The 25,004-nt window shown below is 67.5% G+C and carries 21 protein-coding genes; 9 read left to right on the top strand and 12 right to left on the bottom strand.

Annotated elements, in window-relative coordinates; translation table 11 throughout:
* Window positions 1-109 precede the first annotated feature (109 nt).
* Entirely contained in the window at window positions 110-1,816 is a 1,707-nt protein-coding gene (locus OV287_RS00305; RefSeq protein ID WP_267531932.1) for a sensor histidine kinase, read from the bottom strand.
* A 191-nt stretch (window positions 1,817-2,007) separates the two neighbouring features.
* Here OV287_RS00305 and OV287_RS00300 point away from each other — a divergent pair, with 191 nt between their 5' ends.
* Genes OV287_RS00300 through OV287_RS00290 form a run of 3 tightly spaced genes read left to right on the top strand, consistent with a single transcriptional unit; the run spans window position 2,008 to window position 4,980 of the window.
* Window positions 2,008-3,027 (top strand): radical SAM protein, encoded by a 1,020-nt coding sequence (locus OV287_RS00300; RefSeq protein WP_267531931.1) that lies wholly within the window; start codon window positions 2,008-2,010, stop codon window positions 3,025-3,027.
* Window positions 3,024-3,971: a hypothetical protein gene (locus tag OV287_RS00295; protein ID WP_267531930.1), complete on the top strand. Its 948-nt coding sequence runs from the start codon at window positions 3,024-3,026 to the stop codon at window positions 3,969-3,971. Before OV287_RS00300 ends, OV287_RS00295 begins: the two co-directional genes overlap by 4 nt.
* A 37-nt stretch (window positions 3,972-4,008) precedes the next feature.
* The gene (locus OV287_RS00290) at window positions 4,009-4,980 is read left to right on the top strand and encodes a hypothetical protein (protein ID WP_267531929.1); all 972 of its coding nucleotides are present in this window, start codon (window positions 4,009-4,011) and stop codon (window positions 4,978-4,980) included.
* Here the strand turns inward: OV287_RS00290 and OV287_RS00285 are convergent.
* Entirely contained in the window at window positions 4,973-5,629 is a 657-nt protein-coding gene (locus OV287_RS00285) for a hypothetical protein (RefSeq protein WP_267531928.1), read from the bottom strand. The two genes, OV287_RS00290 and OV287_RS00285, sit on opposite strands and share 8 nt — an antisense overlap.
* Before the next feature lie 402 nt (window positions 5,630-6,031).
* Between OV287_RS00285 and OV287_RS00280 the strand changes: the two genes are divergently transcribed.
* A complete protein-coding gene (locus tag OV287_RS00280; RefSeq protein ID WP_267531927.1) occupies window positions 6,032-6,982 on the top strand; it encodes a porin family protein in 951 nt (316 codons plus the stop codon).
* Window positions 6,983-7,137: 155 nt separating this feature from the next.
* Here the strand turns inward: OV287_RS00280 and OV287_RS00275 are convergent, their stop codons facing one another.
* From OV287_RS00275 to OV287_RS00265, 3 genes are all read right to left on the bottom strand, one after another.
* Entirely contained in the window at window positions 7,138-8,076 is a 939-nt protein-coding gene (locus OV287_RS00275; protein WP_267531926.1) for a DUF2381 family protein, read from the bottom strand.
* Between the two features lie 106 nt (window positions 8,077-8,182).
* Window positions 8,183-8,977, bottom strand: a complete 795-nt coding sequence (locus OV287_RS00270) for a hypothetical protein (RefSeq protein WP_267531925.1) — start codon at window positions 8,975-8,977, stop codon at window positions 8,183-8,185.
* Between the two features lie 27 nt (window positions 8,978-9,004).
* A complete protein-coding gene (locus tag OV287_RS00265; RefSeq protein WP_267531924.1) occupies window positions 9,005-9,889 on the bottom strand; it encodes a serine/threonine-protein kinase in 885 nt (294 codons plus the stop codon).
* Window positions 9,890-10,335: 446 nt separating this feature from the next.
* On the opposite strand from OV287_RS00265, the gene OV287_RS00260 reads away from it, so the two are divergent.
* The 3 genes from OV287_RS00260 (at window position 10,336) to OV287_RS00250 (ending at window position 14,125) form a co-directional block, all read left to right on the top strand.
* Window positions 10,336-11,226, top strand: coding sequence for an HAD family hydrolase (locus OV287_RS00260; RefSeq protein ID WP_267531923.1), 891 nt, complete (start codon window positions 10,336-10,338; stop codon window positions 11,224-11,226).
* A gap of 291 nt (window positions 11,227-11,517) precedes the next feature.
* Window positions 11,518-12,474, top strand: coding sequence for a PLP-dependent cysteine synthase family protein (locus tag OV287_RS00255; protein ID WP_267531922.1), 957 nt, complete (start codon window positions 11,518-11,520; stop codon window positions 12,472-12,474).
* A 25-nt stretch (window positions 12,475-12,499) separates the two neighbouring features.
* Window positions 12,500-14,125, top strand: a complete 1,626-nt coding sequence (locus OV287_RS00250) for an adenylate/guanylate cyclase domain-containing protein (RefSeq protein WP_267531921.1) — start codon at window positions 12,500-12,502, stop codon at window positions 14,123-14,125.
* A 399-nt stretch (window positions 14,126-14,524) separates the two neighbouring features.
* Here the strand turns inward: OV287_RS00250 and OV287_RS00245 are convergent, their stop codons facing one another.
* Complete coding sequence (locus tag OV287_RS00245) at window positions 14,525-16,195, bottom strand: YfaP family protein (RefSeq protein ID WP_267531920.1); 1,671 nt, start codon at window positions 16,193-16,195, stop codon at window positions 14,525-14,527.
* Between the two features lie 181 nt (window positions 16,196-16,376).
* A complete protein-coding gene (locus OV287_RS00240; protein ID WP_267531919.1) occupies window positions 16,377-17,543 on the bottom strand; it encodes an alkaline phosphatase PhoX in 1,167 nt (388 codons plus the stop codon).
* A gap of 149 nt (window positions 17,544-17,692) precedes the next feature.
* Between OV287_RS00240 and OV287_RS00235 the strand changes: the two genes are divergently transcribed.
* Window positions 17,693-18,607: a phosphotransferase gene (locus OV287_RS00235; RefSeq protein WP_267531918.1), complete on the top strand. Its 915-nt coding sequence runs from the start codon at window positions 17,693-17,695 to the stop codon at window positions 18,605-18,607.
* 28 nt (window positions 18,608-18,635) lie between these two features.
* On the opposite strand, the gene OV287_RS00230 is transcribed toward OV287_RS00235, so the two are convergent.
* The 3 genes from OV287_RS00230 to OV287_RS00220 all read right to left on the bottom strand — a co-directional run bounded on the left by OV287_RS00230 (window position 18,636) and on the right by OV287_RS00220 (window position 20,277).
* Window positions 18,636-19,637, bottom strand: coding sequence for an MvdC/MvdD family ATP grasp protein (locus tag OV287_RS00230; RefSeq protein WP_267531917.1), 1,002 nt, complete (start codon window positions 19,635-19,637; stop codon window positions 18,636-18,638).
* Entirely contained in the window at window positions 19,634-19,990 is a 357-nt protein-coding gene (locus OV287_RS00225; RefSeq protein ID WP_267531916.1) for a hypothetical protein, read from the bottom strand. Before OV287_RS00225 ends, OV287_RS00230 begins: the two co-directional genes overlap by 4 nt.
* Window positions 19,991-20,076: 86 nt before the next feature.
* Window positions 20,077-20,277 carry a hypothetical protein gene (locus tag OV287_RS00220; RefSeq protein WP_267531915.1) on the bottom strand — a complete coding sequence of 67 codons (201 nt, stop codon included), beginning with the start codon at window positions 20,275-20,277 and terminating at the stop codon, window positions 20,077-20,079.
* A 295-nt stretch (window positions 20,278-20,572) separates the two neighbouring features.
* Here OV287_RS00220 and OV287_RS00215 point away from each other — a divergent pair, with 295 nt between their 5' ends.
* Window positions 20,573-22,009, top strand: a complete 1,437-nt coding sequence (locus OV287_RS00215) for a cytochrome c peroxidase (RefSeq protein ID WP_267531914.1) — start codon at window positions 20,573-20,575, stop codon at window positions 22,007-22,009.
* Between the two features lie 77 nt (window positions 22,010-22,086).
* On the opposite strand, the gene OV287_RS00210 is transcribed toward OV287_RS00215, so the two are convergent.
* Both OV287_RS00210 and OV287_RS00205 read right to left on the bottom strand, forming a co-directional pair.
* Complete coding sequence (locus tag OV287_RS00210; RefSeq protein ID WP_267531913.1) at window positions 22,087-23,724, bottom strand: long-chain fatty acid--CoA ligase; 1,638 nt, start codon at window positions 23,722-23,724, stop codon at window positions 22,087-22,089.
* 57 nt (window positions 23,725-23,781) lie between these two features.
* Window positions 23,782-24,756 (bottom strand): NADPH:quinone oxidoreductase family protein, encoded by a 975-nt coding sequence (locus OV287_RS00205; RefSeq protein WP_267531912.1) that lies wholly within the window; start codon window positions 24,754-24,756, stop codon window positions 23,782-23,784.
* Window positions 24,757-25,004 lie beyond the last annotated feature (248 nt).

Raw genomic sequence — 25,004 nt, 5'->3', positions numbered from 1 at the left:
GATGCCTGTTTCCAAACGCTGGGGGCGTGCGGAATTTCACGAGGCCGAACGTTGAACACCTTGCGCTCGTGAAGCCCTTGAAGCGCGCGGACGTCCAGCGCGTGACAGCTCAGGCCGCGGACTGGCCGGAGGAAGGCCCGGAGTCGTCGGAACTCTCGGCCACGGGCAAGGTGATGAAGAAGCTGGTGCCACGGCCGAGCTCGCTCTCGACGCGAATCTCCCCGCCGAGCGCGGTGATGATGCGGTGGCACACCGACAGCCCCAACCCCGTCCCCACGCCTTGGGGCTTGGTGGTGAAGAACGGGTCGAAGATGCGCCGCAGGTTCTCGGGGGAGATGCCGTCCCCGGTGTCGCGCACCTCCACGGTGATGTGGCCTGGGGCCGAGAGCCGCGCCTGCACGCGAATCTCGTTCTCCTGCAACCGGCCCGGTGCAATGGCGTGCGCCGCGTTGATGATGAGGTTGAGGAACACCTGGCCCAGGCGCGCGGCGTTGGCGCGCACCGGAGGCACCCCGCCACAGTCCTCCACCAGCCGCGCCTTGTCCCTCACCTCGTGACGGGCCATCTTGGCCGAGGCGCGCACCACCTCCGCCAGGTCCACCGCACCGAGCACCATGTCATCCGGCCGCGAGAGGGACCGGAGGTCCTGCACGATGAGGCGCACGCGCTCGGCGCCCTCGCTCGCCTCGGAGAGCGCGGAGACCATCTCCTGGCGGGACTCCTCGGAGGGAGCGCCGGGCAGCTCCTGAAGCTCCTGGTGGACGTAGCGCAGGTTGCTGAGGATGAAGGCGAGCGGGTTGTTGATTTCATGTCCCACGCTCGCGGCGAGCCGGCCCACGGAGGCGAGTCGGTCCGCGAAGAGCAGCTGCTCCTGGGCGGCCTGGAGCTGCTGGAGGCTGTCCTGGAGGCGGGTGTTGGCCTCGGCGAGCTCGGAGGTGCGAGTGTGCACCGTGTCTTCCAGCAGGGCGTTGTAGCGGCGGGCCTCGCGCTCGGTGGCTTCGGCCTCGGCGCGGATGAGCCGCTGCTTCTCGTCCAGCAGCTCGCGCAGCTCACGGGCCATCCGGTTGAAGGCGTGTGTGAGCCGGCCCAGCTCGTCATGGCCGTCGGCGGGGAGGCGGAAGTCGAAGTCCCCCCGCCCGATGCGCTCCGCCACGGTCATGAGCCCCTGGAGCGAGCGCTGCAAGGGGTTGAGGATGGCGAAGGCGAGCGCCAGCACCAGCAGGAGGCAGATGGCGGGGAAGACCAGCGCGAGCTGTTGGGTGAGCTGTACGCTCGCATCCCAGCGGCGCCCCAGCTCCTCCATCTCGTCCTTCTCGGCCTGCTGCATGGCCTGGATGCGCTGCCCCACGGACTGCTCGAACTGGGAGTACAGCAACCACTCCAACGTGGAGCCCACCGAGGAGCCCTCGGGGAGAGCCTGGATGCGCGCGGCCGACCACTCCGACCATCGCCTCAGCGCCTCGCGGAGCTCCCGCTGCGACTGGCGCTCGGACTCCACGGTCCTTTCCCCCAACCACCGCGCCTCCCGGGTCAGGCTCTCATCGAGCCGCACCAGCTCCAGCTCCACCTTCTCCATCAGCTCGCGCTGCACAATCGTGGTGCTGCCCTCCACCCGCCGCATCTGGGCCAGCTGGTTGAGGTAGGGCCAGGCGAGTCCGTGCAGCCGCTCATAGGCGTCGCGCTGCTCCTGGATGGCCGTCAACTGCTCGCGGATGTACTGGCCCTTGCGCGCCCCGACGAAGAGGTGGACGCCCATGAGGCATACGAGCCCGACCGCCAACAAGGCGAACAGGAACACCTTGGCGCGAATCGTCATCGCCGGGCCTCGGATCGACCAACCAACACCCGTGCATGCTCGCACGACCGCCCACGCCATGCGAGAGGGGGGCGCCCCCCTTCGACCTGCCTGAAACGAGGGCCTCCAGGCTATCCTCCGCGCCCTGCGGCCCGTGGAGCTGGCGTGCGAGCGCGTCAGGTCCGCCACGGCCTACCGTCAGCGCATCCGCCATGGCCGAAGCTCCCCTGCCCTCCTTCGAGCACCTCCCCGTCCCGCCCGCGCTTGCCCGCCTGCGCCGCTTCCCCATGGATGGAGCGCTGCTGCTCTTCGATCGCGACAGCGGGATGAACGCGCTGTGCGAGGGGCCGGAGACCGCACACCTGCGCCAGCGCGCGCCGAGGGCGCTCCAGTTCGGCATCACCAACCGATGCAACCTGGCGTGCACCTTCTGCTCACGGGACGTGGAGGCGAGGAGTGCCTGGACGGCGGACGAGGCCTTCCGGATGCTGGCGGGCCTGGCGGAGGCGGGAGTGCTGGAGGTGGCCTTTGGAGGGGGCGAGCCGTGGGTGTTCCCCCGCTTCGAGGAGTTGGTGTGCCGGCTGTACGACGAGACGCCACTGGCGGTGAGCTTCACCACCAATGGGCTGGCGCTCAACGCGCGGCGGCTGGCGGCCATCCGGGGACGCTACGGACAGTGCCGGCTGTCGCTCTACGAAGACAATGACTGGCGGCGGAAGGTGGAGGAGCTGGCGGACGCGGAGGCACGCTTCGGCGTCAACTACCTGGTGACGCCCGAGCGCCTCGCCTCGCTGGAGACGGTGGTGCTGGAGCTGGTATCACGCGGCTGCCGGGACGTGCTGCTGCTGAGCTACAACGGAGCGGACCGGGCGCTGCACCTGTCGCCGGAGCAAGCGAGAGAGCTGGCGCGGCGCGTGAAGCTGTTGGGCCGAGCACTCGAGGGCCGGTGCCAGCTCAAGCTGGACGTCTGCTGGGGCGAGCGCATGGAGAGCGTGCCCCGGCTGTTCCAGCGCACGGACTGCGGCGCGGGAAGGGACTACCTCGTGCTGACGAGCGACCGGAAGGTGATGCCGTGCAGCTTCCACCACGTGGCCATCCCGGTGAGGGACGCGGCGGAGGTGATGGAGGTGTGGCGGGAGCGACGGATGGAGCTGGCCTCGGCCTCGCGGCTGCCGGGCTGCGCGCGCGTGGCGGGGTACGGGCTGGAGACGTACGAGGGAGGGGCGTCGTGAGGATTCACGTCTGGAACGCCTTCGCGAGCAACAACAGCGGCAGCTACACCATCGTGGGACGGTTTCCTTCCGAGGAGCTCGCGGCCCAGGTGGCGGCCGAGCTGTCCGAGGTGCTCGCGGCACAGAAAGGGTGGCGCCGGACGCCCGGGGCCAGATGGAACGAGGAGGGGCCGGAGCCGGAGACACCCTCTCCACTGCGGGCCTTCACCCAGGCGAACAGCCTCACGCAGACCGGGGCCGACTGGGCGGACCAGGGCGAGCTGCGCGCCTGGAGTACAGGCCATCAGGTCATCCTGCACGACCCTTGGACGTTGGGGTTGCAGGACTCCTACGAGGAGTTTCTGAAGGTGCGCGGCGGGAAGGTGGAGAAGGTCATCCGGCACGCGCATGGCGACCTGGTGAGCCGCTTCGAGCTGCGCGGCACGCTGCCGAAGAAGACGAAGGCCGCGACGGTCTCCGCCCTCGTGGAAGAGTTGCACGCGGACGATGGGCCGCTGGTGATGCAGGCCCCCTTCGACATCCAGCCCGCGTGGAGGGAGGGCTCCAAACCCAACGAGCCGGTCCTGACCCTGGGCGCGGCGTTCCACGACCTCGCGGCGGGCTTCACCGGGGTGGCGACCCTCGCACGCCACCACGGCCTGGAAGTCACGGTGCAGGTGTCCGAGGACGAGGCGCTGGGAGATCCACTGGCCTGGCTCCGACCCTCGCAGCCGCCGCTCAAGCGGAAGCTGTTCGATGTCTGGCTTCTCGGGACGGGATACTCGGCGAAAGAGGTGGCGCTCAGACTGGAGAAGCTGCGGCACGGCAGATACGTCGACGTCCCAGGGCTGTTGAAGTTGATCCCCGACACGGTGCTGAAGCGGCTCACCCAGGCCCGGGCCGAGCAGGCCGTGCGATTCCTGCGCGAGTGCGGCGCGAACGCGGAGCTGCGCCCCGCCGAGTAGCGCCTGGCGTCATGAACTGAGAGCAGGAGATCCACCCTTGAAGATTCACGTCTGGAATGCCTTCGCGAGCAACAACAGCGGCAGCTACACCATCGTGGGCCGGTTCGAGAAGGAGGAGCTGGCAACGCAGGCGGCGGCCGAGCTGAAGGAGGTGCTCGACGCCCATGGTGTCTGGTGGGAGACGGCGTACTCGGCGATGAAGGAGCACGAGCGGCCCTCACCGCTGGACGTCTTCATCCAGAAGCACGGGCTCACCGGGGGTGAGAACATCGGCGCCTGGGACGACTGGCCATCCTTCTCCGGGAGGAAGCCCGCGCCGGACGTCTGGGCCATTGGCCACCAGGTGTTCGTGCACCACGACTTCACCATCTCGCTGCCGCGAACGATCGGCGAATTCATCTACGCCCGCGGAGGGAGGGTGGAGACCGAGCTGGATCACGCGCACCACCCCATCGTGAGCATCTTCGAGTTCTGGAAGGGCGAGCATGGCCAGGAGGAGACCGAGAAGCTGCTCGCGGCGCTCGTGGACGAGCTGAACGCGGAGGATGGACCGCTGGTGACGGGAATCGACTGGAACGTCCTCCCCGCCTGGAAGGCGGGTCACGGCTTCGGCGAGCCGGTACTACGAATGGGCGCCGCGTTCGAGGATCTCCCCGCCGGCTTCACCGCTGTGGAGCGGATCGCCCGCGGTCACAACCTGTATCTCGCGGTGAAGGTGTTCGAGGCCTGGCCCGACGCCGACCCGCTCGCGTTCCTCCGGCCGAGCCAGCCACCGATGAAGCGGGAGCGGTTCGACGTCTGGCTGACGGCCCTGGGGGACAAGCCGGAGGACGTGAAACGCCTGCTCCGGGACCAGCGGCCGCTGACCTACGAGGAGGTGTGCGCGCTGCAGGGCGCGGAGCCCATCGCGGCGTGTAAGTGGCGGCTGCGCGGGAAAGCGGAGGAGCTGGCGAGCCAACTGCGGCAAGCCGGCGCGAGCGTGGAGGTTCGGCCCTCCACCGTCACGTAGCCCGCGGGGCCCGGACGATCTTCTGCTGGAGACGTTTGTAGATCTCCAGCACGAGCCGCAATTCGTTCTCGGTCCGCTGCTCGATGGCGCCGTAGTCGCGGCTCTCGTAGCTCTCCCAGACCCCCTTGCTGGAGCCCTTGCGCTCATGCAGTCCCAGACGCTGGGCCATCTCTCGAGTCGTCTTGGGATACAGGATGGGCTCCCCGGGGAACAGGAAGCTGGCCTCGTTGGCGAGGTCGATAGGCCGAGACTTGAAGAAGACCTCGAACAACTCAGCCGGGCTGGCGATCTCGTTGAAGAGGGAGCGGCAGTAGAGCGCCGGGAGGTCGAACTTGGCGATCCCCGCGCCGCAGACGACGAGGTCCGTCGCCGGCTTGCCCATCACCCGCACCTTCTCCTCGCGCTGCCGCCACCACTCCTCCTCGAAGCGCGCCTTGATGGCCTTGAGCAGGGCGGCCTCGGACTCGAAGTTCCAGAGCCAGAGCCCCTGCACCTCTGGAGCCTCGGGGACGGGGTCCTCGAAGCGCTTGCTGAAGAAGCAGCCGCCCAGCAGCAGGTGTCCCGGCCGCCCGGGATTGACGACGAGCGAGCTCAAGCTCGCGGTGCGGTCATCGGGAGGTGCGTAGGCTTCCAGGTCGAGGAACAACATGGGTGGAGGCTATCACCCCTCCCTGTTCCTCAACCGAAGGGTCCTCACCCTGCACGCAGACAGGGCCGTACGTTCGTGGGGAGTCATCAACTCATGGCAGTAGCGCTGGAGGTACGCGGCGGTGGTCGTGTCGTACTCGGGCTCCGGGGCCTCGATTGACGGTTCGCCAGTGAGGCGTTCGATCACCAGGTTCGACATGCCGTCCTCCTCGCCGGGCCGCAGTATGGCTGACGACACTCGGCACGGCGGTGTTCCTGACATGGACACTCCTCCTGTCTGGCATGAGTCACCGCATGGAGAGTGGCGGCCCGACGGCTCGGAAAGATGATTGGATGGCAGGCTCGGAACCGCATTCCCAGGAGGCCTCCCCTGCCCACCTCCAAGCAGACATTGTGTGCCGCGATGGCGGCCGGATGTTTCTTCACCGCCACCGTGGCCGAGGCTCGCTTCGGCAAGTCCTCCGGCTCCAGCTCTTCCTCGTCGGGTGGCTCACGCGCCTCCGGTTCCAGCTCGTCCAGCTCCGGCGGCTCACGATCCTCGGGCTCCAGCTCTTCCGGCCGAGGCTCGGGAGGGTGGAGCTCCCACGAGCACGGCAGCAACAGCGGGAGGACCCGGGTCCACGATGCCACGCCGGTGGGCCGGGGCTCGGATGACTCGCCGAACAATGGAGGCAACGGCGGCAACTCCGGTGGGGGCAAGGGCCCGCGCCCCCGACGGCCCATTCTCACGCCGGGGGTTGGGTGGATTAGCGTCACGGGGGCTTATGTCCCGTACTACCACCGTCGGTACCGCCCGCGTCCGGCGGCGCAGGAGCCAGATGAGCCGAACCATCGGGTGATGATGGTGCGCATGGGAGCAGAGGCGGGCTACCTGAGGAAAGAAGGGAGAACGGTGGGGCTCAACCTGGGCCTCGAGGAGCGGCGTTGGGGCATCTCCACGCGCTTCACGACGCTGATGCTGAACACGGATGACGGCTCGGAGGGCCAGGACCGCATCCACCTGGCGGACGCGAGCGTGACATTCGCCCCGTACGCGAGCGAGCGCGGCCGACTGCGGTGGGAGGCAGGCGTAGCCATGGCGCGGGCGCCGGACATCACCTTCATCGGACCGAGCCTGGCACTGTCGTTCGAGCGGTGCCTGTTCGGACCATTTGATGTAGAGGGGCGCGTGCAATGGGTACCGCTGCCACACCTGCAACTGGATGGACAGGCGGCCCTGGCGATGCACCTGGGCGCTCTGACGGTGCGAGCGGGTTGGCGCGGACTGCTGCTGGATGACCGGGGCTACCTGGACGGCGTGGTGCACCGGGACAAGATTGGCGGCCCGTTCGCGGGCGTCGGCCTGCACTTCTGAGTTCCAGACTGGCCCTTGCGAGCGAATGACAAACCGTGCCCAGAAGTGTGCTGGTGCGGCGTACGTAACGAGAGCGCGGGCTGGCACACCGCCAGGAGAAGGCTCGCGTCCTCCTCTCCCTGAGAGGGTGTTGAACTAGAGCAGGCACCCGCGAGCTACGGGAACGTCACGCCGTCGAAGAGCTCCCCGGCGCTACCGTCCTGGCTCCACAGCTTCAGTGTGAAAGTGCCGCGCGCCGCCTCTTCCGTCATCTCCACCTCCACCCCGACGACTTGCGACTTCCCGGGGGGAATGGGTTCCCGCGTCCACATGTCGAGCGCCTTCCACTCCACCCCCTTGGGGCTCACCAACACCGCACCTGCGGGCGTCCAGGGCGTGCTCCCGTGGTTCCATAACTCCTGCTTCACGACCAGCCGCACCACCCTCTGTCCGCCCTCCAGGTGCGCGGTGTCCGTGCGGTAGCTGCTGGCCTCGATGGATTGGAGCGTGTTGCCTGAGCGCGAGGTGACGCTCTTGGTGATGTTCTTATCGGCGATGCCCCCCTCGCCCAGCAGTTCCTGGGCGAGCAGACCCAGGAGACCCGTCCGCCCGGCACACGCCGACTCCAGGCGCGCTTTCTCCTCCCGGCATTGCCGGGCCTCCGCCCGCGCCTGCTGCTCGCCTTCCCGGGAGGAGGCGAGCGTGCGGGGCTGGCGTGTCACCTCGACCAGCCGTGCGGCCTCGGACGGGTGCACCACCAGGGTGAAGGTGACGCCCGCGGGGGCATCTCCGCCCTGAAAGGAGACTGTCAGTGGCACCCGCTCCCCGTCTCCCAGTGCCACCGTGGGAACAAGCGTGAGGCCCGTTTCATCCGCCAGCACCCGGAACCACTCCCGCCTGGCCAGTTCCACACGCCCCAGCTTCGTGTCGAAGAGGAAGCTGGTGGTGAGCCCCGGGTGGATGCACACCTCGTGCGCCTTACCGGGCGTGTCCGCCGTCACCTCGAAGTGGCGCGTACCTGCCTCACAGTCAGGCGGCGGGGGCGAGGCGGAGGCACCCAGGGGGACGGCTAGCAGCACGAGCCGCACCAGGGCGGCGGAGGACAGGACGGACATGAGGCGCGAACCTCCAGGCAATGCGGACAAGACCGGGGAAGTTGGCCTCTACCACACCTCCTGCCCGGTCGTGTCAGGTGCGCGCCCGTCCTGGCTTCGAGCCGCCCTATTTGAAACGGTCCACCACCCGTACACGCACGACGGGGTCGACCATCATCTTCCCCGGCTCGCTGCCGGGCTGGAGCTCGAGGCCAACGTTGCTATCCGTATCCATCAGCTCCATGCACACCGGGTACGTCACCCCGTCGGGCGTGCGCGCCGCGGTGAGGCGGCCGTACACCCGCCCTTCCCTGGCGTAGAGCCGCCCGGAGATGCGGGTGTAGCCCGGCAGCGCGGTCTTGTAGCCCCTGCCCGTGAAGTCCGCCCCCGCCTCCCAGTCCCCCGCCACGCGGACCGGGGTGTCCTCGTACACGCGCACGGACCTGCCGCGCACGTCGCCCCAATCGACGCTCTTCCTGTCTCCGATGCGCAGTTCGAGCACTCGCGTCATCGTCTCCAAGGCCCCTGCGGGGCACTCCTGGGGAGGCGGAGCGGGGGGCGAGGGCGGCACCTGCTGCTGGCCAGCAATGCAGGCCTGGAGGGCGAAGCCGGTGAGGCCGGCACACGCGTTGCGCACGGCGGGTCCCCAGCCCTTGGGGGCTGCTTCAGGCTGAGGGCCAGGCGTCTGCTGCTGCTTCGTCTTCACGGGGGCACTGTCCTTTCGGGGCGCCACCGGCGGGGCGGCGGCCGCGGGAGGGGGCGCCTCCGGTGCGGGAGGCGCGGCCACGGCTCGCGCAGGTTCCGGTACGGGCTTCACGGGCGCTACTTCCTGGCCGGAGCCGAGCCACCACGCCCCCAGCGCCAGGGCCAACCCCACGCCCACTCCCGCAAGTACCCGGCCCCGCCGTGCCCACGGCTTCACGGCGGGCCGTCTCTCCGGGTGCAGCGGCTACTTCCAGGACGCGTCCGCCCCGGCCTTCACCGCCTCCAGCGCCTCGTACAGCGCCACTGCGCCCGGGTAGCGCTCCTCGGGCTTCTTCGCCAGCAGCCGCAGGCACACCGCCTCCACCTCTCGTGGCACGCGCGGGTTGACGAGGCGCGGCGACAGCGGCGCCTGGTTCAGCACCGCCTCCACGTCCACTCCGCCGTCGTCGGTGAAACGGAAGGGGAAGCGACCCGTCAGCAGGCAGTAGAGCACCACGCCCACCGCGTAGAGGTCATCCCCCGGCCCGGCCCGGTAGTGCGCGCCCGCCACGCCCACGTGCGCGCGGGCATAGGCCCAGGCCTCTGGAGCGCGGTAGGGCAGCGTGCCCGGGGGAAACATCCCCTTGGTGAGGGTGGGGCTTCCCTTGCGGTAGCTCACTCCGAAGTCCACCAGCACCGCCTGCCCGTCGCTCTCGCGCACCAGCACGTTGGCTTCCTTCACGTCGCGGTGCACCACACCCGCCTCGTGCATCACCGCCAGCGCGCGTGCCAGCTCCAACGTTCGTTCCACCACCTCGGCCACGGTGCGCCCGGGCACCAGGCCCCACTCCTCCAGCGTGAGGCCCTCAATCAGCTCCAGCTTCAGCCAGAGGAAGCGGGGGTTGTCCTCGGGCCACTGGCCGCCGCCGAGCTGGCGCGCGAGATTGGGGTGGCGCAGGCGCATGCCCAGCGACAGCTCTCGCCAGGCGCGCTCGGCCCGCTCCTCGCCCTGATCCAGGGGCAACAGCTTGAGGGCGTAAAGGCGGCCCTCGGGGCTGCGCACCAGGTACACGGTGGCGAAGCCGCCGGAGCCCAGCTCGCCTTCCACCACGTCCCCGCCAATGCGGGTGCCGGGCGGTAGCGGGGACATGTCGGGCGGACGCAGGGCTCCCATTGCCGCGACAGGGGACGGGATGCTCGGGACTGGGGACGGTGGATGTGCGGACACGCGGGGCCTACCTCTGAAGACCTCAACGTATCAGGTCAAGCACCCCGGCCGGGGACGCAGTACGTGCGCCCATCACGCCGTCCACTCGCAGTAGACAAACCCCTCGCGAGAGCACGAACGCCTGTTGCTGGCCTCTCCGGAGGTACAGAACCGGAGGACTCCGCACCCTGGCCACAAACTCGGATGCGAGGAACCTTCCGGTCGCACGCGGCTCGAACTGGTCCGACCATCGGACCAGTTGCGCGAACTCGCGCCCGGAAGCCGCCTCTCTCCTCTGCGCGACTCTGTCCAAGAACTTCGTGGACAGTCCACCTCAGCAAGGGTGTAGATCGCTCGGGCACCTTTGTGTCTTGCCTGGAGCGCACCTCATGATTCGGCTGGTTGTTACGGACATGGACGGAACGCTGTATTCGTGGATCGACTACATCGTTCCGGCGGTAGAGGCACTGGTCAGCTCAGTGGAGCGGTCGACCGACTGGCCCCGCATCAAAATCGTGCAGGCGCTCAAAAAGGTCTACGCGAAGTACGAATCGAACGAGTATCCGTTCGTCCTCCAGGAGTCGGAGATCTTCACTGCATTCCCTGAGTTCGGTTCGTTCGACAAGTTGATCATCGAGCCGGCCGCCACCGCATTCCAGGATGCCCGTAAGAAGTACCTCCAGCCATACCCGGGCGTCATCGAGACGCTTGAAAAGCTGAAACAGCGAGGTATCCCCGTGGTGGCGCTTACGGATGCGCCGCGCAATCCCGTGCAAGTCCGGGCGAAGCTGCTCAAACTCGATCAGCATCTGGACGCCATCTACTGCCTGCCGGGATTCGAGTTTCCGAAGAGCGATGACGGGGAGAAGAAGATCTCTCGGCGCATTGAGCAGAAGGATCAGCAGGGCGAATACCGGGCGGCATGCAAAGTGACGGAGCTGCCTCGGGACTACGAGAAACCAAATCCGCTCGGGTTGCGGCGCATTTGCGAGGAGATGGGTGTTTCTCCGACGGAGACGCTTGTCGTGGGTGACGCGCTCAAGAAGGACGTGGCAGTTGCTCGGGAGGTCGGCGCCGTGGACTGCTGGGCCGAATACGGCACCTACGTTTCGCTAGAGTACAAGGAGCGGCTCGAAATCATCTCGGCTCCAGCGATCACGAAGCGCCACGCTGCGAGCATCCTTGATGGCGATGCTCGCAAAAATGCGCATCCGACACATCGGCTCTCGCACTTTGAGCAGATTCTCCAGATCATCGATGGCTCTTCGGGTCGAGCGTGAGGCGCAGGGCACAGCGTTGAGCCAGGAGAAGGATCGCGTCCTCCTCGCCCTGTTGGAGGACGCGGAGCGAAGGGTGTGCCGGCTTCGTCGGGAGAAGCCCCTGCGCCGGGAACATCTGGAATCGCTCGCGCACGCGAAGAAGGTGGCCCGGGTCCCACGCCCACCTCCCCGATGACGCCGCTTTTCCGCCCCCTCGCCCGGGAGGCGGCCGGAGGAGCAGCGCGTCATGCCGGAGGAAGACTCCCGGAGCGGGGGCTTTCACGATATGTGAGGCGGACTTCCGGACCCGCCATGACCTCACGTCCTCCCTGTCGCCCGCTCCCCGCGGATGGCCGCTTCCTCCAGGCCATCGCCCCCACCCCGCTGGTCCCCGTCCGCCTGGAGGCGGAGGGCCCCACCATCTGGTGCAAGCTGGAGTTCCTCAACCCGAGCGGCTCCACGAAGGACCGCATCGCGCGCTACATGCTGGAGAAGGCGTGGCGGCTGGGTGAGCTGTGCCCAGGCGGCGAGGTGGTGGAGGCCTCGAGCGGCTCGACGAGCATCGCACTGGCGTTGGCCTCGGCACAGATGGGCCTGAAGTTCACCGCGGTGATGCCCGAGGGCGTCACGGGCGAGCGTGTGCTCACCATCCGCGCCTATGGCGGCAATGTGGAGCTGGTGCCGCGTGACTCCGGCATCCGGGGAGCCATCGCCCGGGCGGAGGAAATCTCCCGTGAGCGAGGGGCCTTCGCGCCCCGCCAGTTCGAGAACCCGGACAACGCGGAGGCGCACCGGGTGTGGACGGGGCAGGAGATTCTGTCCCAGGTGCCGGGCGGACTGGTGCACGCGGTGGTGAGCGGGGTGGGCACGGGCGGCACGGTGGTGGGGCTGTACCAGGCCTTCGCTGAGGCGGGCTGCCCGGTGACGCCCTTCGTGGCGAAGCCCATCTCGGGGCTGGGCACCGACCTCGAGTGCTGCAGCTTCAGCTCGCGGGTGCCGGGCGTGGTGGACGGCCTGTCACGGCTGTACCGCGAGGCGGACCTGCCGGGGCTGGTGGAGCTGAACATCTCGGACGAGCTGGCGATGCGCACCGCGCAGGCGCTCATCCGCCGGGGCTTCCCCGTGGGGCCCTCGTCGGGGCTCAACTACGCGGCGGCGGTGGAGGCGGCGAAGCAGCTGGGCCCGCAGGCGCAGGTGGTGACGCTCTTCCCGGACCGGATGGAGCGCTACTTCTCCACGGAGCTGCTGCAACCCAAGGGCACCGCCTAGCGCGGGACGAAGACAGGGGGCACCGATGACCGCGACACGGACCACGCCGGAGTCCACCGAAACCGGGCTCGAGGAGCTTCGCATGCTGCACGCGCTGAACCGCGAGGTGGACTCGCTCATCGAGGAGTGCATCCGGGAGCAGTACTCGCTGGCCCAGACCTTCCAGCGGATATTGCCCGCGGTGCTGCGGGAGCTGGGGGCGCAGGGCATCGCGGTCACCACGCGCAACGAGGAGCTGGCCGAGCAGACCTTCCACACGGGGGACTTCGGCGGTGTCTTCCCAGGCCCGCTGCTCACCGGTCCCCATGGCACGCGGCGCGAGGGAGACGGCACGGTGGTGAGCCAGACGCTGGACGTGATGGGCCAGACGGTGGGGCTCATCGGCCTGTACCTGGTGGGAGACCACACCCGGCCCGAGCAGGCGCAGCGCCTGGAGCGAATGCTGGACACCGTGGCCGAGCAGCTCGACACGGTGCTGCTGCTGGTGCACAGCGCAAGCGAGAAGCAGGAGCTGATTCTCCGGCTCAACCAGCTGCTGGCCAATCCCGTCTTCGAGGCGGGCATGGACCAGGTGGTGCTGACGCTGGCGCAGCGAGTGCGAGTGCCGGGCTTCCTGCTGGTGTACCGAGATGCGGTGCGGCACTCGGTGCTGCACTACCGCGCCTACCGCCACGGGCACCTGGAGTACGACTCGGGGGATAAACCCTCGGCGGAGCTGGACACGGTGCTGCGCGAGCACGGGGCCGAGCTGCTACGGCCGGGGGAGGAGCGGCTCAAGCAGGCACTGGGGCAGCCGCGGGTGATGGAGGCGGTGCTCATCTCGGGCCACCTGCAGAGCCAGCAACTGGGCCGCATCCTGCTGTGGTCAGGCGAGGAGGGCTTCTCCAGCCAGACGATGGACCTGGTGCGGGTGCTGGCCTCGACGCTGAGCCAGCGGCTGGTGGACTACAACCGGGAGCGCACGCACCTGTCGAAGTTCTTCCCAGCGGACACCATCGACGAGCTGCTGCAAGTGCCGGACTACGCGGCGCGCTACCTGGTGGGCCGGGATGAGGAGGTGGGCATCCTCTTCGCGGACCTGAACGGCTTCACACGGCTGTGCGAGCAATTGGAGAGCCCGGCGCGCATCGGCCGCTTCGTGGACCGGTGGAGCGAGCGGATGGTGGAGCTGCTGTGGAGGCACGGGGGCGTGTTCGACAAGATGGTGGGCGACTGCATCATCGGCCTGTTCGGCCCGCCGTTCTTCCGGGACAGCCGTCGCGAGCGGGCGGAAGCGCTGGTGAGGGCGGCGTGCGACATCCAGCGCACGACGGCGGCGATGAGCGCGGACCCGGAGGTGAGAACCATCTGCGAGCGGGTGGGGATGCCGGGGCTGGGAGTGGCGGTGGGACTGAACCTGGCGCCGACGCTGTGCGGACTCTTCGGGCCGAACCAGGACTACACGGGCTTCTCGACGGGGATGAACCAGACGGCGCGGCTGCAATCGCTGGCGGGCTTCCGCGAGATGCTGGTGATGGAGCCGGTGAAGCAGGCGTTGGAGGGGAGCCAGGACCCGGTCATCCAATCGCTGCGTTACGGCGAGCTGACGGAGACGCCGGTGAAGAACGTAGCAAAACCCCTGCGCCACCACCGGCTGCACCTGCCGGACTGAAGAACAGAAGACCCGAAGAACAGAAGAACAGAAGACCCGAGGCCCTAATATCCCCTCGCCCTCCGGGAGAGGGACGGGGTGAGGGTGCCACGCGCCCCGGGTTGAACCCCCGTGTGCGCAACTCAGCGTCTGTCGCGAGCCTCGGGAGCACGAACGGCCTTCGATTCTCCGCGGGCAGCGCACGTGCACGGTGAAGGGGGAGGAACGAGGCCCCCAGACACGCAGAGGCGTTCCGCCACAGAGGCGGGTGCGGCATTCTGGGAGACCGTGGCGTTCCGCCACAGCCCGGGTCTCCCGCCAGCCCACGGCCCGCCTGGGCTCCGCGAGTGGAGCCCACCTCCCTTCACCGTCGTTCCCCGCCCCCCTCCCCAGGGAGAGTCGGTCGCATTCCGCTTGCAGCTATCTCGAGAAGGAGAAGGAGCCGTCGATTCCGTACTTCACCTTCACCAGCTCAATCAAATTCGCCCCGTAACTTGGGCCATCCATCACCTGCATATACGTACGGAACTGGGACCCTGCGCGGATGCGAACGGTGGCATCGGTTCCCGCTGTCCCGCTGTAGTTGTTCAGCATCACCGAATACGTGCCTGGGACAAGCTTTCCTGGAGAGCAGACGAAGTAATTCTCAGGTCCTCTCCCCTGGATGTCGTCCCGATCGAGCACCCCAACATCTCCATACTTGTCGAAGAAATATACATGAGAGAGGTTCGGCTCGACGAGGTGCAGATCGATGTCGCCGGCAATATTCCAGGTGAGGGTTACCTGGAAGAAGCCTTGTCCGAGCGTGTCACGACTGTTGCCGAGGCGGCTGTTGACGTCTTGGAGCTCGGACTGAACCTTGAGCAGTGACGCAGGGTACTGCAGGTAGCTTTCCGTGAAGTTGTGCGTGACGTAGGCAGCATGAACCACCGGCAGGTAGAGGGCAATCGTAGCCACTGCTTTCACCCACCCCTTCGCGCCCAACGCACTGATGAACCTCGCGGTCAATCCGGCTTGCTGCAGGCGGCGCCGCACCTCCTGGGAGTTCTCATTCTCCACCGTCGAATCAGGCGCTCCCGGTACAGCATGGATGATGTCACCGAACAACTGAACATGCCTCACTTGAAAGGTGGACTGCGTCGCGAGGTATTGGAGCGGCGAGGCGACGGCGACGACCCCCACGGAATCCGCCGGAGTCCCCTCTCCGTCAGGTGGATTTGACGGCATGGCACTCAGCGCCGCATTGACGTAGAAGTTCCCCTGTGAGTGCGCGACGAGCAGCACCTTCTTGCCACTCAGCACGTCAGAGAGGACCAACTCTTGCAATCTCCCAACCAGGAGCGGCTCGGGCCGTGACAGCTCCGGATCAAGCCACTGGACGATAGCCTCCGCGAAGTCCTCGAATTTGGCGCGAAGGCGCTCGTCATTGCAGCGTTGGGCTGCCGCCGCCTCGATCTGGGCCCGCATGGAACTGGTGACCCGTGGATCGTTGAGCACCAGGCCGTAGTAACTGCATTCAGCCTCTGGACTGCGGGAACCACTGGCATTGTAGAAGAGCCTGTATTCCACGGAGCCCTCGAAGAGGCTTTTTGTGTTTTTCTCCAACACATGAAGGCTGGCAAGTGCGTGGAAGATGCTATTGCCAATACCATTGACGAAGTACACGACGGTCCGTGCCTGATCGACATTCTCGGTACACAGCGGGGTGGACAACCCCATCACGCCATCCTTCGCGCGGCTGGCGACGAAGGCGGTCGAATAAACACGGCCATCCACGGTCTGTTCCAGCGCCGCGAAGGCTCCGGACGTCTGGGCATCCAGCTTTGCCAGGGGTGACAGGTGCAGCATGCTGGAAATCTCTTCGGGATTGCTGCTCTGCTCGAGCACCCGCGCGATCTCCCCTTGATAGGCCTGGAGGGCCACGTCCGGGTTGTCGGGAGCACTCAGGACGGCTGCCGCAGCGTTCGTGAGCCCCAAGTCGGTGACGGGCTCATCTGTCTCCGCCTCCGAGCAAGCGCCCCCCAGGCCCAGCAACACAGTCAACGCCATTACCTGGCAAGCAGTGCGCACGACTCCATTTCGTATGGTCATCCTCAGGCCCCCCTGACCTTGCGTTGAACTTCAAACTTCCATGCGCCCCAACATACACCCTCGGTGAAGTCACTCAAGATAGCAGGAGATGGAAGAGCCAATCATGCGACACATGCAACCCAGCCGGTCTGGAAACCGGCTGGCGTAGCAAGGGGATGGAGGTGAGGTCCCGGACCCACGACTACGTACGGAAAGGCCCAGTCACCTCGAAGGTGATGCCGTTGCTCGAGGAGCCGGAAGTACCGCGCTGCGAGCTGAAATACAGCCGCTTCCCATCCGGGCTGAACGCAGGACCCGTAATCTCGGAGCTGTTGTGGCCCACGAGCTGGATGAACGGTGCCACCACGCGATCAGGGGTGATGATGCAGAGCTGCAAGTCTCCACCGTCCTCGGCGACATAGAGGTCCCCGGAGGAGGACACGGTGACGTTGTCCACGCCGGTGAGGGGCGAGTTCGGGAAGAGGTTGTCGTCGTAGAGAATCTCCAAACGCGAGGTGGCGGGGGAGTAGGCCCAGACGCGGTTATCGCCCTTGGTGGTGAAGTAGACGACGCCGCGGTCGTACCAGCAGCCCTCGCCGCCATTAAAGACAGAGGTCTGCGAGGCATTGGACTGCTGGGAGGCGGGCTTGTTGTTGGCCACGGCGACCCACGTCACGGCGGCACCGGTGAGGGGATCTCCCGACACACGAGCGGCCTCGAGCGTGCCAGCACCGAGCGAGGGATAGGAGGACGGGGTGAAGCGGTAGAAGCGGCCGCTGGTGCTGTCCTCGGTGAGGTAGAGACGGAAGTCATCGGAGTCCACGGCAACGGCCTCGTGGGCGAAGGTGCCGAGGGCGGAGCGCACCACGCCCTGCGAGGACTTCGTCACATCACACTCCCAGACGCGGCCGCCGGAGAACTCCTCACAGGAGAGCCAGGAGCCCCAGGGGGTGGGGCCGCCGGCACAGTTGGAGGTGGTGTTGGAGAGGATGCGGTACGCGCCGACAATGGCGCCGCTGGCATCGAACTTGAGAGCCGAAGCACCGCCGGTGCCCGAGGCCTTCTCGGAGTTGGAGGAGTAAATCCACCCGCCACCGGAGACGGGGAAGCAGGCGCCACCATCGGGAGCGCCGTGCCAGGTGTAGCCAGTGCTGGCCACCTTGGAGCCGGAGCGGGCGACGATGCGCGAGGAGAAGCCGGCGGGCAGGCGGACGCCGTTGACGTCGGCCGAGCCGGACATGGCGCCATAGGGGCTGGGACCGGGCTGGGCGGGGGCGGCGTAGGCGTTGCGCCAGAAGGCGGGACCCAGGGCGAGCGCGGATCCACTGAGCGCAGACAGACGCAGGAAGTTGCGACGATTGAGTTGCATGAAGCACCTCGGGATTGGCGTGGAAGGCCAACCTCTCACGGTGCTGGAGGACGCTTGGGTCAACTCCAGGTCAGAAGTGTCTCACGGCGCCGTCACGGGTACGCGCGGCGCACCCCACCTCGGGATACAAGGAGCGAGGAGGAAGCCGCATGCCACCGGTATGGGAAGCAGACGTCACCCTGACCCATGAGGACGCCACGCGGTTGGTGGAGCACCAGTTCCCGGAGCTCGCGCCGGCGAGGCTGGAGCACCTGGGGACGGGCTGGGACAACGCGGCGTACACGGTGAATGGACGGTGGGTGTTCCGCTTCCCGCGCCGGAAGATCGCCGAGGGGCTGCTGGTGAACGAGGCGCGCATCCTGCCGCGGCTGGCGCCCCACCTGCCGCTGCGCATTCCCGAACCGGTGTGGCACGGGAAGCCCGAAGGGAACTACCCCTACCCATTCTCCGGGTACGCCATGCTACCCGGGGTCACCGCGTGCGCGGTAGAGTGGACGCCCGAGGAGCGGCTGCGCAACGCAGCAGCACTCGGCAGGTTCCTCGCGGCGCTGCACCGCATTCCCGTGGACGACGAGACACTGGTACGAGGCCCGGGAGACGAGATTGCGCGAGCGGACCTGCACAAGCGCGCGCCGATGATTCTCGAGCGGCTGGAGAAGGTGGAGACGAACAACCCGGACGTGGACGGTGCGGCGGTGCGCAACTGGGTGACACGGCTGGTGGACACGCCGCGCTGGGAGCGGCGCGCCTGCTGGGTACACGGGGACCTGTACGCGAGACACCTGCTCGTGGACGAGCACCACACAGTGACGGGGGTGCTCGACTGGGGAGACGTGCATCTGGGAGATCCAGCGATCGACCTGACGCTCGCCTTCACCTTCCTGCCGCCGGAGGCACGAAGCACGTTCCGCGAAGCCTACGGAGACATCGACGAGGCCACATGGGACCGGGCGCGCTTCCGGGCATTCCACTACGGGGTGGCGCTGATGCTGTACGGGCAGAGCGAGGGAGACGAAACCATCACGAAGGTGGGCCGGGACGCACTCCGCTACGGAGCCGCCTGACACTCCCTCTCCCTCTGAGAGAGGGCAGTCACCTCCAGCCCACGCCTTCAACAAGGCCCCCATCGCTCCCATACTTCACAGCGGGCATGGGGAGCGATTGGAACCCGGCGCGCCCGCTGGCCAGCAGCTCCGCCATGGCCGCGGTGAGGGGGAGCCCGGCCAGGATCTCGACGTAGAGGTACTGGCCCATGGGGTTCAGCTCCAGGAAGATGTACTCGCCATCATCGGTGAGCTTCATGTCGATGGTGCTGAATACCAATCCCAGGCGGCGTACCAGCGCCAGCAAGCGGCGCGACACATCGCCGGGCAGCGTGTGCGGGCGGTAGGGTGTCTCCATGTCGAGCCGGCCGTCGATGAGGCCACGACGGGGACGGAACTCGGCGGCGAACACGTGTTCGCCGATCACCGTGATACGTAACTCGCGACAGTCGGTCACCATCTCCTGGAAGATGGTGGGTGCCAGCACCAGGTCCGGGAGGAGGGCGCGATCCGACTCGGACCACTTCTGGGTGGCCAGGAAACGATGGCGCGGCGGGGAGAGGGTCTTGTGCACCACACGTCCGCGATGCCGTTCGACGAAGGCCTCGGCGGCGACCGGATCATTGGTGATGAGCGTGTCGGGAATGCGCAGACCGAGCCGTTCGGCCAGGCGCAGCTGCAGCGGCTTGACCGCCGCCTCTTGCCGCTGCGGCTCGTTGACGAACCACGCATCCATCGACGAGAACACGCCCAAGATCATCTCGGTCCATTCGCGGCGGAAGTACTGCTGGTCTTGCGCGCCGGGGAGAGTCAGGGGGGCGGGCAGGAAGCGGCGGCGGTGCCACACGGTCTCCACCGACTCGAGCGGCACCGGCCGGCCGTCCTTGCAGGTCCAGACGCTGCCGCTCTTCTGCCCGGCCCGGAACTCGAGCCGGCCCTCGATGCTCAGGCGGGAGGAGTCGACCATCCGCCAGGGCTTGCCCATCCTCTCCAGATCCTGGGCGACACAGCGAGCGTGCGGATCGTTGTCAGGCGCCACGATCAAGATCATGGCAGCAGCTCCCGCAACCCGCGCGCCGCGAAGAACGCCTCTTCTGCCCTCCTCATGGGCTCATGCGTCTCGAAGATGCGGTTCGGCCGGCTGGCCAGGGCGAACGGAAGCCGGTGCTTCCACAACAGCGCGTGGTACGCGTCGGCGGAGGCGATTCTCATCACGCGCGCGCCTGCCTGGAGCGTCACCCGCGCCGCGATCGCACTGCCTTCGACGAGTCCGGCGGGCGGTGGCAGCTCTTGCACGTCGTCCACGTCGGCGGCGGCGAACTCCAGACAGTAAGGCCCCAGGATCACGCGCAAGCACTCCGCCTGGGTCTGGACGAGCAACGCTTCGAAGATGATGGGGTTCATGCGTTTCTCCAGCGAGGGTCGAGCGAAAGGCGCTCCTTCTTGGGCGCGTGGCCCAAGAAGGAGCGTTGGACAAACGATGGTCAGGCTCAATCCAGGCTGTCGTCCGCACAGCCGCCCGTGCAGCTGTTGGTGCGCGAGGGCATGCCGCCAGCGACCGCGTCGAGCTGTGCGTCGCTGAGTGGGTCGACCGTACGAGCGAGCTTCTCCTCGAGTTGTGCGTCGCTGACTGGGGCGACCGTGCGAGCGAGCTTCTCCAAGAGTCCCTTGGCCATGATGCCTTTATTCATGCTGTCTCTCCTTGCGGACATTCATCGAGGCCGACCCGGGACAAATCCTGGGAGGCACCCGACTTATCCTGACGGACGGCGCTCGATCGCGGATGTCACACCGCTTCCAACAGAATGAACCTGACCGGACGATGGCAGGACGGTGCCCGGCCTTGCGAGCGAAGCCAGCGCGGGCGTCATCGCCGCCGGCGGAGTCGACGTTCTCCCCTCTGAAGCCGCTCTCCCGCTGCCAGGTAACACTTTTTCTGCGCCTCGGTGTTCTTCCCAGACACGGAAGCTACCTGGAGACGTACGAATGAGTTCTTCTCAATTCCTGGTGTGTCTGCTCGGTGCCTTCGCACTCGGCGGGCTCTCGAGCTGCACCACGCCGGATGTGGACCCGGCTGCGGACACGACCGGACAATCCGAGGCCGAGCTCGCGTCATCGGCGCGGGCCGCCGCTGGCAAGAAGCTCTTCCAGCACGCGCTCCCGAACACCAACGGGCGCTCCTGCGCCACCTGCCACGTCCTCGATGAGGACACGGCCCTTCTGCCTCAGAGCGTCGAGGCGCGCCTGGCCAGCAATCCCCAGGATCCTCTCTTCAACCGCCTCGATGCGGATGACCCCAACGCCGCGACGCCCACCTACGAGCACCTCAAGAAGGGGTTGGTCCGCATCGTCCTGCCGCTGCCCGCCAACATGGATGTCATCGACGTGCAGGGCAACGTCATCACCCCGGCGGATCGAAAGATCTCCGTCTGGCGCGGAGTCCCCAGCATCGCGGACACGGCCATCACCGGGCCCTACCTCGTCGACGGCCGCGCCTCCACGCTGGAGGCCCAGGCACAGGCGGCGATCCACGACCACAGCCAGGGCGGTGACGTGGCTCAGCGGACCCTCGGCCTCATCGCGGACTTCGAGCGCAGCGTGTTCACCTCGGGGCGCGCGCGGTTCGTCTCCACGCTGCTCGAGGCCGGTGTCCCGCTCGCCAACATCCCGATTCCCGAGGACTTCATGACGCTCACGCCGCAGGAGCAGCGCGGCCGCGACGTGTACGCGGCGGCCTGCGAGGCCTGCCATGGCGGGCCGACCAAGAGCCAGATCGTCAATCGCCCCGTCCACGACTCCTTGTTCTCGGCACTCAAGCCGGACGGCAACATCCTCTTCACCGTCGTCCCCGGCCAGGGCCCCGTCCGGGTGCTCGAGCCCCGCCCCAACAACGAGTTCCTGCTCATCGGGTTCGGCTTCTTCTCGTACATGGGCCAGCTCGGGCTCGTCCCCACCTTCAACGCCTCCGTCGAGCTGCCCCGCTACCGCTTCCGCTTCTACACGGACGGCACGCGTCAGCACCCCGTCACCGACCTGCCTCCCATCCCGGTGACGGCCAGCGGAAACCCGCTCGACCTCAACCCCGCCCTGGATGAGAACGGAGCGCCCATCATCGGCCCCAACCTCTTCCCGCAGTGGTTCACGACCGATCCGGGACGCGCCCTCATCACCGGAGACCCGCTGGACTTCGAGGCGTTCGACGTCCCGTCGCTCCGCGGCGTCTCGCGGACAGCCCCGTACTTCCACGACAACAGCTTCGCGACCTTGCCGGAGGTGCTCACCGTCTACAGTCAGGGCGTCCTGCCCTTCATCCCCACGATGAACCTGCCGCCGGTCCACCCGTCCGAAGTCCCCGGCGGCGCTCCCGAATCGCTCAGCGTGGCCCAGAAGCAGGATCTACTCACCTTCCTCCGCAAACTCTGAGGTGGGTGCCGACACCTGGGGAAACACCCTCACCCCAACCCTCTCCCAGAGGGAGAGGGGGCAACGGGGGCAGGCCGTCAGTTGCTCTTGTGCTGCTGCTTGAGCAGGTAGTCGCCGTAGTCCTCACGCAGCTTGGTCTTGAGGAACTTGCCGGTGGAGGTGCGGGGAATCTGCGGGATGAAGACGTAGTCATCCGGCAGCCACCACTTCACGAAGCGCTTCTCCAGGTGGGCGGCGAGCTCCTCCTTGGTGGCGGACTGGTCCGGCTTGAACACCACGGCGGCGAGCGGACGCTCGTCCCACTTGGGGTCCTTCGCGGCGAACACGGCGGCCTCGAGCACGGCCGGGTGGGCCATGAGGGCGTTCTCCAGGTCCACAGAGCTGATCCACTCGCCGCCCGACTTGATGACGTCCTTGGAGCGATCGGTGATGCGCACGTAGCCATCGGCGTCGAGCGTGACGACATCCCCCGTCTTGAACCACCCATCCGCGGTGAAGCGATCCGGGCCCTCGCCTCCGTAGTACGACGAAGCAACCCAGGGTCCGCGCACCTCCAGCTCGCCCATGGTTGCTCCATCCCAGGGGAGCACCTGACCCGAGTCACCCACGTGGCGCACCTCCACGAGCGGGAGGGCGAAGCCCTGAGTCGCGCGGATGGCGAGCCGCTCGGGCTGGGGGAGGTGCTCGTGGTGGCGGCGCGGGCGGGCGATGGTTCCGACGGGGTTGAGCTCGGTCATGCCCCAGGCGTGGGTGACGATGAGACCATGGCGGTGGAGGAAGCCGTCGATCATCGCAGGAGGCGCCGCGGAGCCGCCGATGGCCATGGTGCGAACGGACTTCAAGTCCCAGCGCTTCGGCTCCTGATCGAGCAGGGCGAGGATGCCGAGCCAGATGGTGGGCACGCCGGCTGCAAGGGTGACGCGCTCGCCGGCCATGAGGTCCAGAAGGGACAAGGGGTCGAGGTGGGGCCCTGGGAAGACGAGCTTCGCGCCGGTGAAGACCGCGGCATGAGGCATGCCCCAGGCGGCGGCGTGGAACATGGGCACCACGGGGAGGATGGCGTCCGGCTCGCCGATGCCGAACGTGTCGGTCATGGTCAGGGCGAGCGCGTGCAGCACACAGGAGCGGTGGGTATAGAGGACGCCCTTGGGATTTCCGGTGGTGCCGGAGGTGTAGCAGAGCATCGCCGCGGAGCGCTCATCGAGCTCGGGGAAGGCAAACGAGTCCTTCTCGGGCTCGAGCAACTTCTCGTAATCGAGACGTCCCTCGGAAGCGGGGCCGTCATCGGGGATGACGATGACGTGCTGAACGGAGGGGACGGCCGCGATGAACTTCTCGAGCAGCGGGAGGAGGGAGCGGTCCACGACGATGACGCGGTCCTCGGCGTGGCGAGCGATATAGGCGAGGTCGTTGGGGTGGAGGCGAAGGTTGAGGGTATGGATGACCGCGCCCATGGCGGGGACGGCGAAGTAGAGCTCCAGGTGGCGGTGGTGGTTCCAGGAGAGCGAGGCCACGCGGTCGCCGGGCTTCACGCCGAGCCGGGTGAGAGCGTTGGCGAGCTTACAGGTGCGCCGGTAGAAGTCGGCGTAGGTATAGCGGTGGAGTGACTTGTCGGGCTGGCGGCTGACGATCTCCGAGCGGCCGAAGTAGGTGCGGGCCCGCTCGAGGAAGTGCGTGAGCGTGAGCGGGAAGTCCATCATGCGTCCGGTGAGCATCGGTACATCCCCCTGAAGCGAGTAGAGGGCACCGATGCTACCTCGCAACCGAACGACTCACCCCTGCCGAACGCGCAGCACCACCTTGCCGGTGGCCTTGCGGGAGTCCAGCTCGCGCAGGGCCTGTGCCGCCTGCTCCAGGGGGAACACCTGGCCTACCACCGGCTCCACGAAGCCCTTGTCCGACAGCTCCGCCAACCCCTTGGCGATCTCCGCCGTGAGCGAGGGCTCCTGCATCACGAACGCGCCCCACGCCACGCCCACCACGTCCACGTTCTTGAGCAGCAGCCGATTCACCTTCACCTCGGGAATCCGCCCGCCCGCGAAGCCCACCACCAGCAGCCGGCCCTCGGGGGCGAGGCACTTGAGGCTCAGGTCGAAGATGTCTCCTCCCACCGGGTCCATCACCACATCCACGCCCCGGCCCCCGGTCGCCTCCTTCACCTGCGACACCCAGTCGCCCGTGGACAGGAATGCCTTGTCCGCGCCCGCAGTGCGAGCCACCTCCGCCTTGTCCTCGCTGCTCACCACCGCGAGCACCCGCGCGCCCGCGCCACGAGCCACCTGGATGGTCGCCGTCCCCACCCCACCCGCCGCGCCGTGCACCAGCACCGTCTCGCCGGACTTCAACCGTCCGCGCCGGTGCAGCGCGAAGTGCGCCGTGTGGTAGTTCATCACCGTGCCGGCGGCCGCCTCGAAGCTCCAGCCCTCGGGGATGCGGAACGTCATCCCCGGCGGCGCGGCCACCACGTCCGCCCAGCCCCCGAGCATCATGAAGGCCATCACCCGGTCTCCCGCCTTCACGCCCGCGCCCGCCGGAGCGCTGCGCACCACGCCCGCGACCTCCACTCCCGGCACGAAGGGCAGCGGCGGCTTCATCTGATACTGCCCCTTGGTCAGCAGCAGGTCCGGGAAGCTCACCCCGGCCGCCACCACGTCGATGAGCACCTGGTCACCCGCCTCGGGCTCCGGCACATCCACCAGCTTCAAACCCTCGGGACCGTCCAACCGCTCGAGCTGCAACGCGCGCATGGTGTTGCTCCCCCGGCCCGTCCTGGCGGGCCGCCTCGGTATGTTGGCCGCGCACACTACTCCGACTGGGCTTGAGTGGTCGGAATCACCAGACAACGGAATCAGCTCACACCCCGTCTTTTCTCGGCTGTCCGGATTTATCGGAGGTGCCTGCTAGAGTGGGAATTCCCCACCGGAGGCACTGATGACGTCCACGCTGCGGGTGCTGCTGCTCTCCCAGGCAGAAGGGCCTGACAACCCATCTGTTG

Source organism: Archangium lansingense, assembly GCF_026626635.1.
Classification (GTDB): Bacteria; Myxococcota; Myxococcia; order Myxococcales; family Myxococcaceae; genus Archangium; species Archangium lansingense.
This window is presented reverse-complemented; position numbering and strand designations above follow the sequence as displayed.

Excerpts from the sequence above, each read along its gene's own strand:
- OV287_RS00305 (WP_267531932.1), bottom strand. The coding sequence starts at position 1,816 with ATGACGATTCGCGCCAAGGTGTTCCTGTTCGCCTTGTTGGCGGTCGGG.
- OV287_RS00300 (WP_267531931.1), top strand. The coding sequence starts at position 2,008 with ATGGCCGAAGCTCCCCTGCCCTCCTTCGAGCACCTCCCCGTCCCGCCC.
- OV287_RS00285 (WP_267531928.1), bottom strand. The coding sequence starts at position 5,629 with ATGTTGTTCCTCGACCTGGAAGCCTACGCACCTCCCGATGACCGCACC.
- OV287_RS00280 (WP_267531927.1), top strand. The coding sequence starts at position 6,032 with ATGGCGGCCGGATGTTTCTTCACCGCCACCGTGGCCGAGGCTCGCTTC.
- OV287_RS00275 (WP_267531926.1), bottom strand. The coding sequence starts at position 8,076 with ATGTCCGTCCTGTCCTCCGCCGCCCTGGTGCGGCTCGTGCTGCTAGCC.
- OV287_RS00265 (WP_267531924.1), bottom strand. The coding sequence starts at position 9,889 with ATGTCCCCGCTACCGCCCGGCACCCGCATTGGCGGGGACGTGGTGGAA.
- OV287_RS00260 (WP_267531923.1), top strand. The coding sequence starts at position 10,336 with ATGATTCGGCTGGTTGTTACGGACATGGACGGAACGCTGTATTCGTGG.
- OV287_RS00255 (WP_267531922.1), top strand. The coding sequence starts at position 11,518 with ATGACCTCACGTCCTCCCTGTCGCCCGCTCCCCGCGGATGGCCGCTTC.
- OV287_RS00250 (WP_267531921.1), top strand. The coding sequence starts at position 12,500 with ATGACCGCGACACGGACCACGCCGGAGTCCACCGAAACCGGGCTCGAG.
- OV287_RS00245 (WP_267531920.1), bottom strand. The coding sequence starts at position 16,195 with ATGACCATACGAAATGGAGTCGTGCGCACTGCTTGCCAGGTAATGGCG.
- OV287_RS00240 (WP_267531919.1), bottom strand. The coding sequence starts at position 17,543 with ATGCAACTCAATCGTCGCAACTTCCTGCGTCTGTCTGCGCTCAGTGGA.
- OV287_RS00235 (WP_267531918.1), top strand. The coding sequence starts at position 17,693 with ATGCCACCGGTATGGGAAGCAGACGTCACCCTGACCCATGAGGACGCC.
- OV287_RS00230 (WP_267531917.1), bottom strand. The coding sequence starts at position 19,637 with ATGATCTTGATCGTGGCGCCTGACAACGATCCGCACGCTCGCTGTGTC.
- OV287_RS00225 (WP_267531916.1), bottom strand. The coding sequence starts at position 19,990 with ATGAACCCCATCATCTTCGAAGCGTTGCTCGTCCAGACCCAGGCGGAG.
- OV287_RS00220 (WP_267531915.1), bottom strand. The coding sequence starts at position 20,277 with ATGAATAAAGGCATCATGGCCAAGGGACTCTTGGAGAAGCTCGCTCGC.
- OV287_RS00215 (WP_267531914.1), top strand. The coding sequence starts at position 20,573 with ATGAGTTCTTCTCAATTCCTGGTGTGTCTGCTCGGTGCCTTCGCACTC.
- OV287_RS00210 (WP_267531913.1), bottom strand. The coding sequence starts at position 23,724 with ATGCTCACCGGACGCATGATGGACTTCCCGCTCACGCTCACGCACTTC.
- OV287_RS00205 (WP_267531912.1), bottom strand. The coding sequence starts at position 24,756 with ATGCGCGCGTTGCAGCTCGAGCGGTTGGACGGTCCCGAGGGTTTGAAG.